18 protein-coding genes and 1 pseudogene are annotated in these 16,084 nt (G+C 70.7%); 10 read left to right on the top strand and 9 right to left on the bottom strand.

The window, feature by feature from the left end; translation table 11 throughout:
• Positions 1-170 precede the first annotated feature (170 nt).
• Positions 171-495: pseudogene (locus ACIRYZ_RS25365) on the bottom strand (heavy metal translocating P-type ATPase); the annotation flags it as partial.
• 543 nt (positions 496-1,038) lie between these two features.
• Here ACIRYZ_RS25365 and ACIRYZ_RS25360 point away from each other — a divergent pair.
• Positions 1,039-1,578, top strand: coding sequence for an ArsR/SmtB family transcription factor (locus ACIRYZ_RS25360; RefSeq protein WP_402948004.1), 540 nt, complete (start codon positions 1,039-1,041; stop codon positions 1,576-1,578).
• A complete protein-coding gene (locus ACIRYZ_RS25355; RefSeq protein WP_402948001.1) occupies positions 1,575-2,861 on the top strand; it encodes an MFS transporter in 1,287 nt (428 codons plus the stop codon). Before ACIRYZ_RS25360 ends, ACIRYZ_RS25355 begins: the two co-directional genes overlap by 4 nt.
• Before the next feature lie 138 nt (positions 2,862-2,999).
• Here ACIRYZ_RS25355 and ACIRYZ_RS25350 read toward each other — a convergent pair whose 3' ends face one another.
• The 4 genes from ACIRYZ_RS25350 to ACIRYZ_RS25335 all read right to left on the bottom strand — a co-directional run bounded on the left by ACIRYZ_RS25350 (position 3,000) and on the right by ACIRYZ_RS25335 (position 4,698).
• Positions 3,000-3,698 (bottom strand): DUF6000 family protein, encoded by a 699-nt coding sequence (locus ACIRYZ_RS25350; RefSeq protein ID WP_402947998.1) that lies wholly within the window; start codon positions 3,696-3,698, stop codon positions 3,000-3,002.
• Between the two features lie 234 nt (positions 3,699-3,932).
• Complete coding sequence (locus ACIRYZ_RS25345) at positions 3,933-4,085, bottom strand: hypothetical protein (protein WP_402947995.1); 153 nt, start codon at positions 4,083-4,085, stop codon at positions 3,933-3,935.
• Positions 4,073-4,345, bottom strand: coding sequence for a hypothetical protein (locus ACIRYZ_RS25340; protein WP_402947992.1), 273 nt, complete (start codon positions 4,343-4,345; stop codon positions 4,073-4,075). Before ACIRYZ_RS25340 ends, ACIRYZ_RS25345 begins: the two co-directional genes overlap by 13 nt.
• A complete protein-coding gene (locus ACIRYZ_RS25335) occupies positions 4,342-4,698 on the bottom strand; it encodes an ATP-binding protein (protein WP_402947990.1) in 357 nt (118 codons plus the stop codon). The genes ACIRYZ_RS25340 and ACIRYZ_RS25335 overlap by 4 nt, the downstream gene beginning before the upstream one ends.
• Positions 4,699-4,987: 289 nt before the next feature.
• Here ACIRYZ_RS25335 and ACIRYZ_RS25330 point away from each other — a divergent pair, with 289 nt between their 5' ends.
• The 4 genes from ACIRYZ_RS25330 (at position 4,988) to ACIRYZ_RS25315 (ending at position 8,493) form a co-directional block, all read left to right on the top strand.
• On the top strand, positions 4,988-5,836 hold the full coding sequence (locus tag ACIRYZ_RS25330) for a DUF5753 domain-containing protein (RefSeq protein WP_402947988.1): 849 nt from the start codon (positions 4,988-4,990) through the stop codon (positions 5,834-5,836).
• Positions 5,833-6,033: a DUF397 domain-containing protein gene (locus ACIRYZ_RS25325; RefSeq protein ID WP_402947986.1), complete on the top strand. Its 201-nt coding sequence runs from the start codon at positions 5,833-5,835 to the stop codon at positions 6,031-6,033. The genes ACIRYZ_RS25330 and ACIRYZ_RS25325 overlap by 4 nt, the downstream gene beginning before the upstream one ends.
• A 208-nt stretch (positions 6,034-6,241) precedes the next feature.
• Complete coding sequence (locus ACIRYZ_RS25320; protein WP_402947983.1) at positions 6,242-7,429, top strand: hypothetical protein; 1,188 nt, start codon at positions 6,242-6,244, stop codon at positions 7,427-7,429.
• Positions 7,430-7,605: 176 nt separating this feature from the next.
• Positions 7,606-8,493: a LysR family transcriptional regulator gene (locus ACIRYZ_RS25315; RefSeq protein ID WP_402947981.1), complete on the top strand. Its 888-nt coding sequence runs from the start codon at positions 7,606-7,608 to the stop codon at positions 8,491-8,493.
• A gap of 92 nt (positions 8,494-8,585) precedes the next feature.
• On the opposite strand, the gene ACIRYZ_RS25310 is transcribed toward ACIRYZ_RS25315, so the two are convergent.
• Both ACIRYZ_RS25310 and ACIRYZ_RS25305 read right to left on the bottom strand, forming a co-directional pair.
• Entirely contained in the window at positions 8,586-9,230 is a 645-nt protein-coding gene (locus tag ACIRYZ_RS25310) for a hypothetical protein (protein WP_402947978.1), read from the bottom strand.
• 80 nt (positions 9,231-9,310) lie between these two features.
• Positions 9,311-9,907 carry a TetR family transcriptional regulator gene (locus ACIRYZ_RS25305; RefSeq protein WP_402947975.1) on the bottom strand — a complete coding sequence of 199 codons (597 nt, stop codon included), beginning with the start codon at positions 9,905-9,907 and terminating at the stop codon, positions 9,311-9,313.
• Between the two features lie 123 nt (positions 9,908-10,030).
• Here ACIRYZ_RS25305 and ACIRYZ_RS25300 point away from each other — a divergent pair, with 123 nt between their 5' ends.
• Positions 10,031-10,297 (top strand): hypothetical protein, encoded by a 267-nt coding sequence (locus ACIRYZ_RS25300; protein WP_402947972.1) that lies wholly within the window; start codon positions 10,031-10,033, stop codon positions 10,295-10,297.
• 134 nt (positions 10,298-10,431) lie between these two features.
• On the opposite strand, the gene ACIRYZ_RS25295 is transcribed toward ACIRYZ_RS25300, so the two are convergent.
• A complete protein-coding gene (locus ACIRYZ_RS25295; protein WP_402947969.1) occupies positions 10,432-12,984 on the bottom strand; it encodes an ABC transporter permease in 2,553 nt (850 codons plus the stop codon).
• Positions 12,985-12,989: 5 nt separating this feature from the next.
• Positions 12,990-13,847: an ABC transporter ATP-binding protein gene (locus ACIRYZ_RS25290; RefSeq protein ID WP_402947966.1), complete on the bottom strand. Its 858-nt coding sequence runs from the start codon at positions 13,845-13,847 to the stop codon at positions 12,990-12,992.
• Positions 13,848-13,924: 77 nt separating this feature from the next.
• On the opposite strand from ACIRYZ_RS25290, the gene ACIRYZ_RS25285 reads away from it, so the two are divergent.
• The 3 genes from ACIRYZ_RS25285 to ACIRYZ_RS25275 all read left to right on the top strand — a co-directional run bounded on the left by ACIRYZ_RS25285 (position 13,925) and on the right by ACIRYZ_RS25275 (position 16,083).
• Complete coding sequence (locus tag ACIRYZ_RS25285) at positions 13,925-14,332, top strand: BlaI/MecI/CopY family transcriptional regulator (RefSeq protein WP_402947963.1); 408 nt, start codon at positions 13,925-13,927, stop codon at positions 14,330-14,332.
• An 8-nt stretch (positions 14,333-14,340) separates the two neighbouring features.
• Entirely contained in the window at positions 14,341-15,297 is a 957-nt protein-coding gene (locus ACIRYZ_RS25280; RefSeq protein ID WP_402947960.1) for a M56 family metallopeptidase, read from the top strand.
• Between the two features lie 177 nt (positions 15,298-15,474).
• Positions 15,475-16,083, top strand: a complete 609-nt coding sequence (locus ACIRYZ_RS25275; protein WP_402947957.1) for a DNA-binding response regulator — start codon at positions 15,475-15,477, stop codon at positions 16,081-16,083.
• Position 16,084: the final 1 nt, after the last annotated feature.

Raw genomic sequence — 16,084 nt, 5'->3', positions numbered from 1 at the left:
GCCCTCGTGGCCGAGCACGCCCAGCGGCAGCGGGAGGGCGGCGACGAGGTCCCAGACCACCAGGGCGGTGATGAACAGCGAGGCGATCACCAGGTTCTGCACCACGAAGGAGCGGGCCCGCCGGGAGAGGGCCACCACGGCCGGGACGGTGGCGAGTTCGTCGCGCACGATGACGGCGTCGGCGGTACGGGCGGTGGCCAGGGCCTCCAGCGCGCCGGAGGTGGCGAAGATGACGATCAGCAGCGCGCCGTCCATAACCTGGCCGACGGCGGCCGCGCCGAGCGCGGCCACGATCATCAGCAGGTCGACGTCGAGGGTCTTCTCCTTCAGCGCCTGGAGTCCGGCCCAGGCCGGCTCCCAGCCGCCGGTCGCGTACGCGAGGGCGTACAGCGGGCCCCACGCCCAGGCGGGCGCGCCGGTCAGTTGCAGCGGCAGCGCGATCAGGAACAGCACCGTCGCCACGGCGGCCCAGCGGGCCTCGGGCAGCGACAGCACCCGGGTGCGCCGTGGCCGCCCTGCTCGACCAGGCCGTCTACCACATCGAGCACCTGCGCCTCGGCCTCACCGACGAGCCGGACACGCTGGATTAGCGCGCGACGCGGCGGCCCCGCCGCCGGCCGCCGCCCCCCTCTCCACGATGGCGCCCGCGCTGGTCGGCGAGCATGCCAGTGGCCGGGCGGCAAATCGCCCGCCGACCGGCCACTGGTGGGGCGGTCAGTCGATGGTCTTCAGGTAGCCGACCTTGGTGCGGCCGTTGAGGTCGGACCAAGGTCGGTGGCGATGGTCAGCCAGCCCGGACGTGCATGCTTCCGCACGCCCCGCCCCGCCCGGCCCGGATTCGGATCGCGACGAGGCCGGGCGGAGCAGCTCGGCTCGGCTCAGCTCAGCTCGGCGACGAGGAGGTCCGGCCCGTCGGCCGGTTCGAGGGCGGCCATGACTCCGGATCAGGAGCGAAGGCCTCACCTGCTGGACAGCCGATTCCGGATGCCCGAACAAAACCCCTTGCCAAATGGTCAAGAAGTGTTGACCATTGAGGCCATGGCTACCGATGATCTTCCCGAGACGTTCCACGTCACCACCGACGAGCAGCTACGCGCCGTCTCCAACCTCACGCGTCACCGGATCATGGCCGTGCTCCGCTTCGAGCCCGCGACGATCACGCAGATCGCCGAGCGAGTGGGCCTCGCGAAAGGGAGTTCCAGCTACCACGTACGGCTGCTCGAACGGGCCGGCCTGGTGAAGGTGGTGCGAACGCGGAAGGTCCGGGGCGTCACCGAGCGGTACTACGCGATGGCCGCGCGGTCGATCGTGCTGCCGGATCCGGGCGAGGGCGGGCCGGATGTGCTGATGCGGCACGCGGTGGCCGACCTGGAGGCGTCGCCGGCGGATGGCGCGCGGCACGTACGGATGGCGCATCTGCGGCTCACCGAGGAGCAGTTCGCGGAGCTGGGGGCGCGGCTGCATGCGCTGGCGGACGAGTACCGGGAGCTGTCCGATCCGTCGCTGCCGGACGCCTCACTCGTCTTCGCACTGTTCCACCCGGCATCGCCCGCGCAGGCCGAAGGGGACGCCAAGTGACCTCAGACGTTCGGAAGTTGCCGACCGGGTTCGGACGGCTGTGGACCGCGCAGACGGTCTCCTCGCTCGGTGACGGGGTGACTCATGCCGCGCTGCCGCTGCTCGCGTTGACGTTGACGCGCGATCCGATGGCGCTCGCCGTCGTCACGGCCGCCGGAACGCTGCCGTGGCTGCTCTTCGGGGTGCTCGGCGGTGCGCTGGTGGACCGCTGGGACCGTCGGCGCACGATGTGGATCACGGACGCGGCGCGTACGGTGCTGCTCGCGATACCGGCGGCAGCGGCCGCGCTCGACGCGCTGAGCGTGCCACTGCTCGCGGCCGTCGCCTTCCTCCTCGGCCTCGGCGGACTGTTCTTCGACACGGCCGCCACGGCCTATCTGCCGGATCTGCTCGGCCGCGACCCCGCGCTCCTGGAGCGCGCCAACTCCCGCCTGCGCGGCACCCAGACCGCCGCGTCCGGCTTCGCGGGGCCGCCCGCGGGCAGTGCTCTGCTCGCGCTCGGGCGGGCGGTTCCACTGCTCGCCGACGCGGTGTCGTTCGCGCTCTCCGCACTCCTGGTACGGTCGCTGCCCGCCGCGCCCCGGCCCGTGCCGCAGGCCCGTGAGTCGCTACTGCGGCAGGCGCGGGCCGGTGCCTCGTACGCGTTCCGGGATCGGTTGCTGCTCGGGCTCGCGCTGCGTCCGGCGGTCGGGAACATCGCCTTCCTCGCCGTGGAGACCGTACTCGCCCTCTTCGCGCACGACCGGCTCGGCATCGGCACCTTCGGCTTCGGCCTGCTCCTCACGGCGGAGGCCACCGGCGGTCTGCTCGGCGCGGGCATCGCCTCCTTCCTCGGCCGACGACTCGGCACCGGCACCGCGCTGACCTGCACGGCCGCCGTCGAGGGGCTTGCCATCCTGGGCCTTGCCGCCGCCCCGAACCCGTACGTCGCCGGCCTCGCGCTCGCCGCCTGCGGTGCGGGCATGGGCGCCACGATGGTGCTCGGCCCCTCCCTCCGACAGGCGATCGTCCCCGCCCACCTGATGGGCCGGGTCGCCTCCACCTCCCGCATGCTCGGCATGTGCGCCGCCCCGTTCGGCGCCTTCCTCGGCGGCTGGCTGGCCACCGCCTACGACGTACGCACCCCGCTCTACACCGCCGCCGGCCTCCTCCTCACCATGACCGCCGTCACGTCGACCATGACCAGCAACCGCCGGGTCGAGGCGGCGCTGCGTGCCGCCGCCCCGGCCGGTGATCCGGATCGGACGGAATCCCGGGATCTCGTCCAGCAGGGTGCCGTGTAGGGCCCCGCGAGGTCGTCGAGCCAGTGCGAGGCCCAGCTCGGCGTCACTCGCCTCGGCCCGGAGCGTCGGACGCCTGGCCTCCACAGGACGACGGCGTCGAGGACGAGGCCGAGGGCGGCGAGCTGGTCATTCAGCCACCTACTCAGCCCGGGATGCGACGTCAACTCGGAACGCTGACACCGGCGCCGACCGGAACGGTGACCCGCAGGACAGCTCCTGACACGGCGGGCCGGTCATCGCCTGCGTGGCGCTCTGAGCGAAGGCGCAGTGCTGGTCGAGAACACGGCGATAGACCTGCGGGTCGTGCGTTTTGGCTGGCGGGCCGGTACGCCACCGCTGCCACAAGCCGCCCGGCGCGAGGAATCCCTTCGCGTGTTCCCGGCCCGACTCATCGTCCAGGCGGAGAAGCGCCGCCATGGCGAACGCCTGGTCGTAGAACAGGTCGGGCCTGCGCAGGTAGCGCTCCAGATAGGCGTCCAGCAGTTGGGCATCGGCCTCGGTGGCGAAGACGGCAAGGGCCACGCAGTAGGCAGCGCCGGCATAGGGCCCCTCACTGGCGAGCAGAAGTTCGCCGATCCGGGTGCGGAACTCCGTTCTGCGGGAGACGGCGATCAGCCAGGCCGCCGTCTTGCGCTCACGCCATCCGCCCTCAAGGAGGACGGCGAGCTCCCGAGGTGTGACCTCCCCGGCCACTCGGCCGATCTCTTCCGCGCACCGGGCACGCTCGGCGTCGTCCAGACGGAGAAGTGAGCCGCCGAGCCTCATGTACCGCCGCCCGGGCGTGACGTAGCGCTGGATCACGTCCCGCAGTTCGGGGTCATCGTAGGTGCGGCGCATGGACGCATCTTTCCTTTGCGGCCAGGCCGTTCACCAGCGATTTGTCGCTGGAGTACGAGGGCTGACGCCCGCGAACCGGTTCACCGCCTGGTGCCACCCGACCCGAAGGTCCCTCACGGGACACCTCTGAGGTCGGCGACGCCAGGGCTGCACGAGAAGTCAGCGGGTCCGACTTCCTGCGCGCGCTTCGGCCGCCCGGCGGGTCCGGCCGGGCGGCTTGGGCGGGGTGGGGGGTCAGGCCACCGGTTGGCGGTCGCGGTCGGGGGCTGCGGTGGTGCCGCCGTCCGAGCGGTGGGGCATCCGCAGGACGGCGACCGCGCCGAGGCCGACGACGGCGATGGCGAGGAGCAGGAGGAGGAGCAGGGCGAGGCCGATCAGGAGTCGCACGAGTCGGTCCCGGCCTTCTGCTCGTGCTCGCGAAGGAGGGCGAGGAGGTTGAGCACGGTACTCGCCGGGGCATTGCCGAAGCGGACCAGGACGCGGCCGTCCACGACGCTGTCGGTGGTGGCCGAGGGCCAGAGGAGGCCGAACTCGCGCCCACGCTCGTGGAGTTCGGCGAGGAGGTAGGAGACCTCCGGTTCGGTGTAGGTGCGCATCAGCGGGTCGGCCGGCTCGATCGGGCGGCGGGGCTGGTCGGCGGCGGTCACGCGGCGGCGTCCAGCTCGAACCAGACGGACTTGCCGGACTTCCGGGGGTCCGTGCCGAAGCGGTGGGTGAGGGAGCGGACGAGGTGGAGGCCCCGGCCGGAGACGGCGTACGGGTCGGAGCCGTCCCGCTGGATCGGGAGGGCCGGGCTCGCGTCGCTGACGGAGACGCGGAGCACGCCGTCGAGCACCACGATGACGACGATCGGCGCCGGACTGCCGCCGTGGCGCCACGCGTTGACGAAGAGTTCGAGGAGCGCGACCTCGGCGTCGGCGACCAGGTCGGGCTTCCACCCGGCGCGCGAGGTCGCCTCGCGCGCGGAGGACCAGTCAGGGGGGAGTTCGAGGGAGAACACGCAGAGACCTCCGTGAGAGCTTCAGGGATGACCATCGGTCAATCAAACGCGAGATCGAAGCGATGGCATGAGGGAAGAACGCAGCCATATCGCAGCTCTGATCACACAGTGCATGCGACTCGCTACACTCAGCATGACGTGATGAGCGTCTCGCGTGCAAGCAGACTCAACTAATCTGCAAAATCTCATATCGAACCCGAATTCGGTGCCATCCTCTGCCAGTTGTCGGTAGCGCCTACGCAACATGCACAGGCAGACTGGTCCACCGACAGGTCAGGAGGGGCACAGCATGGCGGTATCAACCGTTCGGCGTCGGCGGCTGGGCGAGGAACTGCGAAGGCTTCGGGAACAGAGGAAGATCGCAGCGGACACTGCGGCCGAAGCCGCCGGCATGAGCCTGGCCAAGCTGAATCGGATCGAGAACGCCCGCACTGCGGCCAAGATCGAGGACGTCCACAAGCTCCTCAACCACTACGGCTGCGATGACGAGGAGTTCCGCGCCGGCTTGATCGCCATCACGAAGGACGGCAGCAAGCGCGGATGGTGGCTGAGCTATCGCGACGTGATCGACGCTTACGCGACCGATCTGATCACGCTCGAAACCGAGGCCTCGGCCTTCAAGACCTACGAACCCGCCTTCATTCCAGGCCTCTTCCAGACTGCCGAATACGCTCGTCTGGTCATCGATCGGCTCCGGACCATGAAGGGCGGTACGGTCGACGATCTCGTGCAGGTCCGCATGGCAAGGCAGTCGATCCTCACGCGTCCGAACCCCGTTGAGGTTTGGGCCGTCATCCATGAAGCCGCGATCCATGCCAACGCCAATCGCCCCGACATCATGGGCCCGCAACTCGACAAGCTGCTCACGCTGAGCCGGCTGGCGAACGTCAACCTCCAGATCATGCCTGCCGGTGCGGCAATCCACCCAGGCATGAGCGGCGCGTTCACCCTGCTCGGATTCCCTCAACGGAAGGACCTCGACGTCGTGTTCATCGAAGGGCTACTGAACGCGTTCTGGGTCGAGGACCCGGCCGACGTCGAGTTGTACCGGGCGAGGTTCCAGGAGATCACCGCCGAGGCCCTACCCGTCGACTCCTCGCTCGCCTTTATCACCGCACAGAGAGAACAGATCCAGTGATCCAGCTGACCTTCAAGAAATCGAGCTACAGCGGTGGCAACCAGAACTGCGTCGAGGTTGCCATCCCGGGTGGGCCGGTTTCGTACATCCGCGATTCAAAGGACCCGAACGGGCCGACACTTGCCTTCGACCGCGCGGCGCACGAGGCCTTCATCCGTGCCGTAGCCGCAGGTGAGTTCGACCTCGGTCTCATTTGACTGACGTTCCGTCCGAGGGTGCGCGGCCCCTGCCGCGCGCCTTCGACGCCCAGCTCACCTGGGCGCCTCTGCCTCGAACAGTTGCCCCCAGGGCCTTCCCGGCATGCCCGAAAGGGCGGCGAACGCTGTCCGCACACCATCTGTCCCCGGAACCCACCACCGGGGTATCCAGGGTTCGGAACCAGATACGCAACCGGAAGGCACACCCGTGCCCGTACACGACCATGCCCGTGAAGCCGAGAAGCGACCGACCGCGCAACCGGTCCGTCACACCACTACGGCCTCTCAAGGCCTCCTTGCCCTGCAGGCATCCGTCGGCAACGCCGCCGTCGTGCAGATGATGCGCCGGACCGGCCGACTCCGCGGCCGGCACCCGCACGGCGCCGACTGCGGTCACCAGCAGACAGAGCCCATCCAGCGGCTGGTACCCCACCGGAAGGATGCCGACGACGGTGACCACGACGCGCAACAAGCGTTCGACGCCTGTGTGAAGGACCTGGACGCCGCCGTCCAGAAGGCCTACGAGTACGTGGTCACCTACCCGGCGCTGGGGAGCCTCGGCAAACTCGACGGCCACACCGCACACTGGCTTGAGGTCTGGGAGGAGTTCCTCGCGGGCCGACGCGGCTCGGTCAGCAAGGAGTTCGGCTACGCGGTGGAGTCCCTGGCCACCTACAACATGGCAACGCAGGCATCGACGATCCCCGAGGGCTACTCCATCGGACTCCAGCAGGTGTACGGCGGGACCCGACCCGACGTCGTGCTCTACGGCCCCGGCCAGAAGTGCGTGGCCGCACTGGACATCACCGCGTCCAACAGCGGTGGGCACATCTTCGACAAGGACAACTGGGATACCCGGTTCCGCAGGTTCGCGGAGATCACCTATCCGTCCCTCGACGACAACACCTACATGTTGATGCGCGGCCAGAGCAAGGCCACCGGTCCCGTGTTGGACGAGAAGCTGGCCGACTTCCAGAACGAGGCGGCAGAGCAGAAGAGGCTACTCACAGCCCGGTGCGAAAAGATCAAGCAGGACTTCCTGACCACAGTGAATCCCGTGTTTGAAACGTATCAGGCGTTAATCGGCGTCGAGTCAGAGTACGGCGTGGAGGTGGTCGTGAACTGGCTCCGTAGCGGGCGCTTCGACGTAGCGAACGCGGAAGCAGATCAGCTCAAGAAGACGGCCTCCTGCGTACTGGCGGCGCTCGGAATCAACGGTACTCGGTACGGGTTCGGGCTCGGATACACCGCCAACATCGCCCGAGGCGAGTCCTTCCTCCTCGCGGCCGACCACCAACCCGGCGGCGCCGCGTGGGGCACGGCCGTCCCGGGGCCGGACCTCTCCGCGCTCAACGCTCCTCGTCAGTCCCGTACCCGCGCTCAAGCGTCCCCGTGACTGCCTCGCCCTCTGAGCGCGAGGTCCCGGGCATCAGACCGGGGGCGGACGCCGGTTCCCCTGTGCCCGGCGTTCGCCCCCGATGCCGATGGCCCGTGGCAACCCGTCCACTCTGGATTCGATCACCAGCAGGCACAAGTGAATGTCTGTGGACTGCACCTCGTAGCATCGCTTAGATGTTGAACCTCGAACGCCTGCGCGTCCTCCACGCGGTGGCGATGACCGGATCCGTCGTGGGCGCCGCAAGGCTCCTGCACGTCACGACGTCGGCGGTCTCTCAACAGCTGACGCGACTGGAGCAGGAGACCGGCGCGCATCTCACAGAACGTCAAGGCCGCGGCATCCGCCTGACCGAGGCCGGCACCTTGCTCGCCGACCAGGCCGCCGAGCTGCTCGCGCAGGCGGAGCGCGTCATGGCGGCGATGGCACAGCACCGTGGAGTGGTGAGCGGCAACCTCACGATCGCGGCCTTCCCGACCGCCGCCCGGGGGCTACTCCCCCAGGCGCTGCGGGCCCTGCGCTCGCGGTACCCGGATCTGACGGTGTCGGCGCGGGAGCAGGAACCGTACGAGGCCATCCCGGCGGTGCGGCGCGGGCTGCTCGACCTGGCGGTCGTCGAGGACTGGACCGATGATCCGCTCGCCCTGCCCCAGGGATTGGACCACCGCGCCCTCCTCGACGACACCTACGACATCGCCCTGCCTTCGGACCACCGGCTCGCCGACCGTCCGACGCTGAGCCTGGACGATCTCAGCAACGAGGACTGGATCACCTCAAGCCACGGGCAACTGTGCCACGAACGGCTGGTGCGCAGCACCGAGAAGCCCCGCATCGCCCACACCGCCTCGGAACACCCGACCCAGATCGCGCTGGTCGCGGCCGGATTGGGCATCGCGATCATCCCGCACCTGGGACGGGAGGCGACGTCCGCTCCGGTGCGGTTCGTACCCCTGGCGGACGCGCCGCGACGCCGCGTCTTCGCCGTCTGGCGATCCACCTCGGCCGCGCACCCCTCGATCGGCGCCGTGGTGGATGCGCTGCTCGAAGCCCGTCCGCCCGCCTGACGGGGGATCGGGCCTCCGGCTGCCGCCGCCTTCTCCCGGTAACCGCACTGAGCAGCGGCGGGAGTGGGCTTACGACCCGCGCCGATCTGGTGTCAGTGGAAGACGATGGCCTGGCCGCCGGCCATGCTTGCTCGGCAGGCACGGTAGAGCTGATGCCAGGTGAACTTCTCCGTTTCGAAGGGGGTGTCGGGCTCCATGTCGGCGAGGGCGGACTCCTCTGCGGCGGAGAGCGTGCCGTCGGTGTCGAGGTGGATGCCGAGTGAGGGTGCGAGGCCGGCCAGTTCGGCCATCAGGCGCTGACTGGAGCCGACGATGCCACCGCCGTCGACGCCCGCCTCCGGGTCGAGAAAGAGCGGCTCGCTGAAGTCAACCGGTATGTAGTAGCCCGAGTCGTCCGCGTGGCAGAGCAGATGGGAGGCGAGCATGGCGGTCTCGTCCTGGATCTTCTGGCCGTCACGCTGATACTGCCCGGCGTCGGTTTCCAGCGCGGGGGTGAGGGGTTCGCCGTGCCCGGCGAGCACGAAGACGCGACGCAGGTGGGTCAGATAGCTGTACGGGAAGTGCGCGGAGACAGCGGGAACGGCGGGCGGATTGGCGATCTCCGGCTCATACCAGTCGACGCCGCTGACCGCGAGGGCCTCGGTCAGGCGCGCGAACGCGCGACGGTGGTACGCCAGCCCCTCGGCGTCGTTGTGCGCTTGCCAGTCAAGGAGCCCCACGGTGATATCAAGTCCCATGGCCGCACAGGGTAACGATCACCCCTGACAGCGGCCGACGGGTGAAGCGAAAGCGCGTACTTCTCCGTTCGCGCCGGTTCTCATTCGGCAGCGGGCTTCGTCAGCCGACGGACCAGGGTGACGACGGCCTCCCGGTCCGTTGCGGGGTCCGGCGTGCCGGAGAGGACCAAGCGGACCATCTGCGGCAGCGTGAACCACGCGTTCACCAGGCCGATCACCGCGAACATCAGTCGCGCCGGATCCACGCCCTCGGCCAGCTCGCCGGCCCGCTGCGCGGCCGCGAGAGTGGCGACCTTCTCGCCGTAGTGCGCGGTGCGCTCGGGCCCGGCCGCCAGCTCCTCGGATGCCACGCCGCGCTGCAGGCCCTCCCAGGCCAGCAGGCGGGAGAGGTGCGGGTGGGTCGAGTGGTAGTCGAAGACGCGTCCGGCATAGTCGCCGAGGTCCCGCCCCCGCTCCAGGACGAGCGGGACCGCTTCCGCCAGCTTGCCGAGTTCGGACGTCAGCACTGCGGAGAAGAGCTGCTCCTTGTTGCCGAAGTACTGGTAGATCCGCTCCTTGTTCACCCCCGCCCGGGTGGCCACCCGGGCGATCCGGGCACCGTCCGGGCCGAATTCGGCGAACTCCTCGACCGCGGCGTCGAGGAGGAGTTGCTGCGTGCGTGCGGTGTCCCAGGCCATGACTCAACCATAGCGCGAACCTCCAACCAGATAGTTGGACATCCGCGCAGGCCTCTGGCAGAATCCCCAACCGAAGGGTTGGAGATTCTCGCTCCAGCCGATCGCCAAGGGGAGGAACGCGCCATGAGCGCCATGAGCACCGACAGCATCACCGCACCGGCACCCGCAGCCCCGTCCGCACACCGCCGGGCACTGCTCACCTGGCTCGCCGTCTACCCGACCATCACCGCCGCCTTCGTCCTGCTCGGCCCCTACCTCGGCCATCTGCCGCTGCCGCTGCGGACCCTGGTGATGACCGCCCTCGTCGTCCCGGTCGTCAGCTATGCGCTGATGCCGCTGCTGCTCAAGGCGGAGACGAAGTTCGCCCGACGCCACGGCCGCCGGAGGTAGCGAGCATCGTTCATCAGGGCCTCAGTCATGCGGTCGACCTGGACGGGCGGCGGGTCGGCGCCGTGGTGGAAGCCGCCCACGGGAACGATCACGGCGGTGCCTCGCCCAACCCGGGCGAGGCACCGCCGCTGCCGTCACGAGGCGGCGATGGCTCCGAGCACCCGCATCCGGGCCGCCTTCACCGCGGGCACCACCGCCGCCGCCAGTCCGGCCACGGCCGCGCCGACCAGCACCGCGAGGATGGTCGTCCACGGGACGCTCAGCGCCGTGATCCCGTACAGCTCCAGCACCTGCTGGCCCGCGACGCCCCAGGCCAGTCCCAACCCCAGCCCCAGCAGCGCGCCGTGCACGGCGATCAGCACCGACTCCAGCCGCACCATCCGGCCGACCTGCCCGCGCGAGGTGCCGATCGCGCGCAGCAGGCCGATCTCCCTCGTGCGCTCGATCACCGACAGGGCAAGGGTGTTGACCACTCCCAGCACCGCGATGACGATCGCCAGGGCGAGCAGGGCGTAGACCAGGTACAACACCGTGTCGACCTGGCCGGTGATCGACTTCTTGTAGTCGGCCTGGCTCTGCACCGTCACCTGCGGGTACCCCGCGAGCGCCGCGTCCAGACCGGCCTGGACCTTCGAACGATCAACCCCAGCGCCGATGTTGAGGTAGAGCGCGAAGTCCTGTGCCTCGGGGGCGAACGTGGTGAGGGTGTCGAGGGAGACCTCCCAGCTGCCGCCGTCCTTGCCCGCGCCCGCCGGGGGTTTGCTGATCGCGCCGACCGTCAGCGTGCCCACCCGGCCGTTCAGGAAGTGGAGTTCGACCTGCGAGCCCACTGAGAGGTGGTCGGCGTCGGCGGTGGTCTGGTCGACCATCACCTTGCCCGCCGCCACGTCCGCCGTGGAACCTGCCACGTACTGCGGTTTGACGGCCCGGTCCACGGTGGCGACGTCCACGCCCGACAGCACCAGCTGGAACCCGTTCAGGTGCGCGACGGCATACCGCTGCCGGGTGACGGCCTGCACGCCCGGGATCGCCCTGACCCGATCCGTCACCTCGTGCCCGATCGGCGTGGCGCCGTTCCCCGACAGCACGTAGTCGGCGCCGAAGGTGTTGTCGACGTCCCTGTCCACCGAAGCGGTGAGCGAGGCCGCCAGCACCGCGACCGCGCCGACCAGCGACAGGCTGATCATCAGCGCGCCCGCCGTCGCCCCGGTGCGCCGGGGGTTACGGACGGCGTTCAGCCGGCTCATCCGCCCGACCGTGCCGAACAGCGCCGGGTACGGCGCGCCCAGCCCGTACACGACCACGCGCGACAGCGCCGGGCCGAGCACCACCAGGGCGAGCAGCGAAGCGACGATCCCGCCGCCGAGCAGCGCCCCCGCCGTGACGATCGTGGCGTGGTGCGTGGCGGCCCCGTACAGCAGACCCAGCCCCGCCACCAGCAGCACCGCGCCGAGCGCCGTACGCCGGCCGAGCCTCGGCGCGACGGGTACGGCGGCCTCGCGCAGGGCGGCCATCGGGGAGATCCGGGCGGCGCGCCGGGCCGGGAGGTACGCGGCGACCAGCGTCACCAGCACGCCCACGGCGTACGCCGTCACCGGGGTCACCGGGTCGACGACCAGCGCGGTCGCGGACAGGTCGACGCCGAACTGCGAGATCAGCGACTTCAGGCCGGCCGCCAGGCCGATGCCGACCCCGAGGCCGAGCGTGGAGCCGATGACGCCGAGCAGCAGCGCCTCGGTCAGCACCGAACGCAGCACCTGGCCCCGGCCCGCGCCCAACGCGCGCAGCAGGCCCAACTCGCGCGTCCGCTGGGCGACCAGCATCGCGAAGGTGTTGAGGATCAGGAAGATCCCGACCAGTACCGCCAGTCCGGCGAAGCCGAGCAGGGCGAGCGTCACCACGCTGAGGAAGGAGCTGATCTGCTGGGCGGCGGTCTGCGCCTGCTCCTCCTTGGTAGCCACCGAGTAGCCGTCGCCGAGCGCGACCTTGATCCGCTGCTGAGCAATGGCGTGGCCGACGCCCGGATCGGTGTCGACCGTGACGCCGGTGAACTGGTCGGCCTTGCCGAGCAGTCGGGCCTGGGCGGTGGCGGTGTCGAGGTAGGCCATGGTCACGCCAGGGTTGCCGGTCGTGAAGGTGACGACGCCGACCAGGGTGCCCGGGGTGGAGCCGGACGGGGTGAGGACGTGCAGCGGGTCGCCGAGGTGGATGCCCTTGTGCTGGGCGCTGGCCTGGTCGAGGACGATCTCGCCGCTGTGCGTCGGGGCGTGGCCCTGCACCAGGTGGACCTGCGGGTCGTCGTACCAGTTCTGGCCGAGCGTCGGCGCTCCCGTCGTCGGACCGACCGGCTTGTCGTCCTTGTCGACGACGGTGAGGTTCTGCAGGCTCACCTGGCCGTGCGCGGCCCGCACGCCCGGGACGGCGGCGACCTTGGCCACGACGGCGGCGGGCAGGGTCGGGGTCTCGCCGGACAGGCCGCGGTCCTCGACCTCGGGGGTGAACGCCTGCTTCGGCTTGATCGTCACGTCGGCGGCGGTCGAGCCGGCGATGCCGGTGAACGCCACGTTGATGGTGTCGGAGAAGACGAGCGTGCCGGAGACGAACGCGACACCGAGCAGGACGGCGAGGGTGGACAGCGCCATGCGGCCCTTGTGGGCCAGGAAGTTGCGGAGGCTTGCCTTGAGCACTTACGTCAGCTCCTGCGCCCGGCGCCGTCGAACCGGCGCATCCGGTCCAGTACGGAGTCGGCGGTGGGCTCCGGGAGCTCGTCCACGATCCGGCCGTCGGCGAGGAAGAGGACGCGGTCGGCGTAGGAGGCGGCGACCGGGTCGTGGGTGACCATCACGATGGTCTGGCCCAGGTCGTCGACGGACTGGCGCAGGAAGGAGAGGATCTCGGCGCCGGCCCGGGAGTCGAGGTTGCCGGTGGGCTCGTCGGCGAAGATGATCTCCGGCCGGCTCGCCAGCGCGCGGGCGCACGCGACGCGCTGCTGCTGGCCGCCGGACAGCTCCGCCGGCCGGTGCTTCAGGCGCCCGGACAGGCCGACGGTGTCGATCACCTTGTCCACCCAGGCCTGGTCGGCCCCGCCTTGTTTGCGCTGCCGGCCCGCGATGTCCATCGGCAGCGTGATGTTCTCCAGCGCGGTGAGCGTGGGGAGCAGGTTGAACGCCTGGAAGACGAAGCCGACCTTGTCGCGGCGCAGCTGGGTGAGCTTCTTGTCCTTGAGCCGGGTGATCTCGGTGTCGCCGATGAGGATCTGCCCGGAGGTGGCGGTGTCCAGGCCGGCCAGGCAGTGCATCAGGGTGGACTTGCCGGAGCCGGACGGGCCCATGATCGCCACGAACTCGCCGCGCCGGACGGCGACGTCGACCGCGTCCAGGGCGACCACCCTGGTCTCGCCGGAGCCGTACGCCTTGGTCAGGGCCTCGGCTCGGGCGGCGATCGGCTCGTCGGCCGCGGTGGTTCGGGGTGGGGCTCCGGCCGCCGTTGTTGTCGTCACCGCACGTCCTCCTGGGTACGCTGCCCGCCGCTCACGCGCGGCGCGGGGCATGGCAGACTCTGGGCAGGCAGAAACTTCTACGATCAGACGTAGAACTTCTACGTGGAATGTAGAAGATAGCGCGGGAGGTGACCAAGCCCGTGGGCGTGCACGAACCCACCCCGGCCGAAGGACGGGCCAAAGGCGAGCTGGAAGCCGAGATCCTGGCCGCCCTCCGACACGCCGCCCCCGAGGCGCTCACCCCCGGCGAGGCACTCGAACGGGTCGACGCCCGGCTCGCTTACTCCACCGTCGTCACCGCCCTCACCCGCATGCACGACAAGGGCCTGCTCAGCCGGGCCAAGCGCGGCCGCGCCTACGCCTACACCGTCGTCTCCGACGAGTCCGAACTCGCCGCCCGCAAGATGAGCCGGATGCTCGACGGACGCAGCGACCGCGAGGCCGTCCTCACCCACTTCGTCGACGAACTCTCCGACGACGACGAGGAGTTCCTGCGCCGACTGCTCGGCCCGGGAGCGCTCGGACCCGGAGCATAGGCGGCCCGATGCGCATCGCCGTCTACCTGCCGCTGCTCCTCCCCCTGCTCGCCGCACTCCTCGCCCGGCCGGTCGGCGAACGACTGCCGCCCCGGCCGGCCACCTGGCTGCTCACCGTCGGCTCGCTGGTCCTGGCCGCCGCCAGCACCGCGGCGCTCGGCATGCTCACCGTCACCGGGCTGATCCGGATCCCGCTGCTGGCCCGGCTCGCCCACGACCACTGGTCGGCACCCGCCGCCCAACACCACGACCCGGCCTCCTTCTCGGTGGCCGTACTCGCCGGCGCCCTGCTCACCGCCGCCCTCGCGACAGCGGGACGGATGCTGTGGCGGCGCGCCCGCACCCTGGCCCGGGCGGCCACCGAGGCGGCCTGCCTGCCTGGGCGTCAGCAGCTGGTCGTGGTCGACGACCCGGCCGCCGAGGCGTACGCGATACCCGGGTGGCCGGGTCGGATCGTGGTCTCCACCGGAATGCTCGCGGCGCTCGGCCAGGCCGAGCGGAAGGTCCTGCTCGCCCACGAGCGCGCCCACCTCGCCCACCGCCACTACCTGTTCGTCGCCCTCGCCCAACTCGGCGCCGCCGCCAACCCGTTCCTGCGGCCGCTCGCCGACACGGTCACCTTCACCGTGGAACGCTGGGCCGACGAGAGTGCCGCCGCGGCCGTCGGCGACCGCGAACAGGTCGCCCGCACCATCGGCAAGGCCGCCCTTGCCGCCCGCCGCACCCGGGCCCGCACCCGCATCCCGGCCGCCGCCCTCGCCCTCCTCGGCCGCCTCCGCCCGCACACCCTCGGGCCCGTCCCCCGCCGGGTCACCGCCCTCCTCGCCCCCGCCCCGACCCCCCGCGGCTGGCCCCTCGCCGCCCTCACCGCCCTCGCCCTCACCACCGCCCTCTGCACGGCCGAAGCCGCCCACGACCTGGAGGCCCTGCTCGAACTCGCCAAACACGCCGCCACCCACCGCTGAGCCACCGGACGCCAACGGCGAGGCGACCGCGGCGCGGGGGAGGGAAACGGCGGGCGCGGGGTCGCCCGGGGCCGCCGAACTCGCGGGGCGTGTCGGGCGCCCCCGGGCGCCGGTTCCCCTACCATCGGAGGTCCGTCCGGGCGGCACGCCCGGCCGTGGCTCTGGGGGGACTACCGGGTGATACGGATTCTGCTGGCCGAGGACATGCACATGGTCCGAGGCGCGCTCGTGGCGCTGCTGGACCTGGAGGACGACCTCGAAGTGGTCGCGGAGACCGAGCGCGGCGACCTGGTGGTCCCGAAGGCGCTGGAGACCGGTCCGGACGTGGCGATCATCGACATCGACCTGCCGGGCATGGACGGCCTGACCGCCGCGAGCCTGCTGAAGACCGAACTGCCGCAGTGCCGGACGCTGATCCTGACCAGCCTGGGACGGCCCGGCACGCTGCGCCGGGCGTTGGAGGCGCAGGTGTCCGGCTTCCTGCTGAAGGACGCGCCGCCGAAGCAGCTCGCCGAGGCGGTGCGCGGAGTGGCCGCGGGTCAGCGGGTGATCGACCCCCAGCTGTTGCTGGACGCCTTCGACAGCGGCCAGAACCCGCTGACCCTGCGGGAGACCGAGGTGCTGCGGGCCGCCGCCGGCGGGGCCGAGGCGGCGGAGATCGCGGCGACCCTGCACCTGTCGGTCGGGACGGTCCGGAACTACCTGACGACGATCGTGACGAAGCTCAACGCCCGCAACCGGATCGACGCGATCAGGCTGGCCGAGGAATCCGGCTGGCTGCTCTAGC

It is taken from the genome of Kitasatospora sp. NPDC101155, from assembly GCF_044768305.1.
Classification (GTDB): Bacteria; Actinomycetota; Actinomycetes; order Streptomycetales; family Streptomycetaceae; genus Kitasatospora.
Note: the sequence above shows the minus strand (reverse complement) of the source record. Positions and strands in the feature narration are given on the sequence as shown.

Coding starts and splice junctions, on each gene's coding strand:
- ACIRYZ_RS25360 (WP_402948004.1), top strand. CDS start 1,039: ATGGCTACCGATGATCTTCCCGAGACGTTCCACGTCACCACCGACGAG.
- ACIRYZ_RS25350 (WP_402947998.1), bottom strand. CDS start 3,698: ATGCGCCGCACCTACGATGACCCCGAACTGCGGGACGTGATCCAGCGC.
- ACIRYZ_RS25330 (WP_402947988.1), top strand. CDS start 4,988: ATGGCGGTATCAACCGTTCGGCGTCGGCGGCTGGGCGAGGAACTGCGA.
- ACIRYZ_RS25315 (WP_402947981.1), top strand. CDS start 7,606: ATGTTGAACCTCGAACGCCTGCGCGTCCTCCACGCGGTGGCGATGACC.
- ACIRYZ_RS25310 (WP_402947978.1), bottom strand. CDS start 9,230: ATGGGACTTGATATCACCGTGGGGCTCCTTGACTGGCAAGCGCACAAC.
- ACIRYZ_RS25305 (WP_402947975.1), bottom strand. CDS start 9,907: ATGGCCTGGGACACCGCACGCACGCAGCAACTCCTCCTCGACGCCGCG.
- ACIRYZ_RS25300 (WP_402947972.1), top strand. CDS start 10,031: ATGAGCGCCATGAGCACCGACAGCATCACCGCACCGGCACCCGCAGCC.
- ACIRYZ_RS25290 (WP_402947966.1), bottom strand. CDS start 13,847: ATGCCCCGCGCCGCGCGTGAGCGGCGGGCAGCGTACCCAGGAGGACGT.
- ACIRYZ_RS25280 (WP_402947960.1), top strand. CDS start 14,341: ATGCGCATCGCCGTCTACCTGCCGCTGCTCCTCCCCCTGCTCGCCGCA.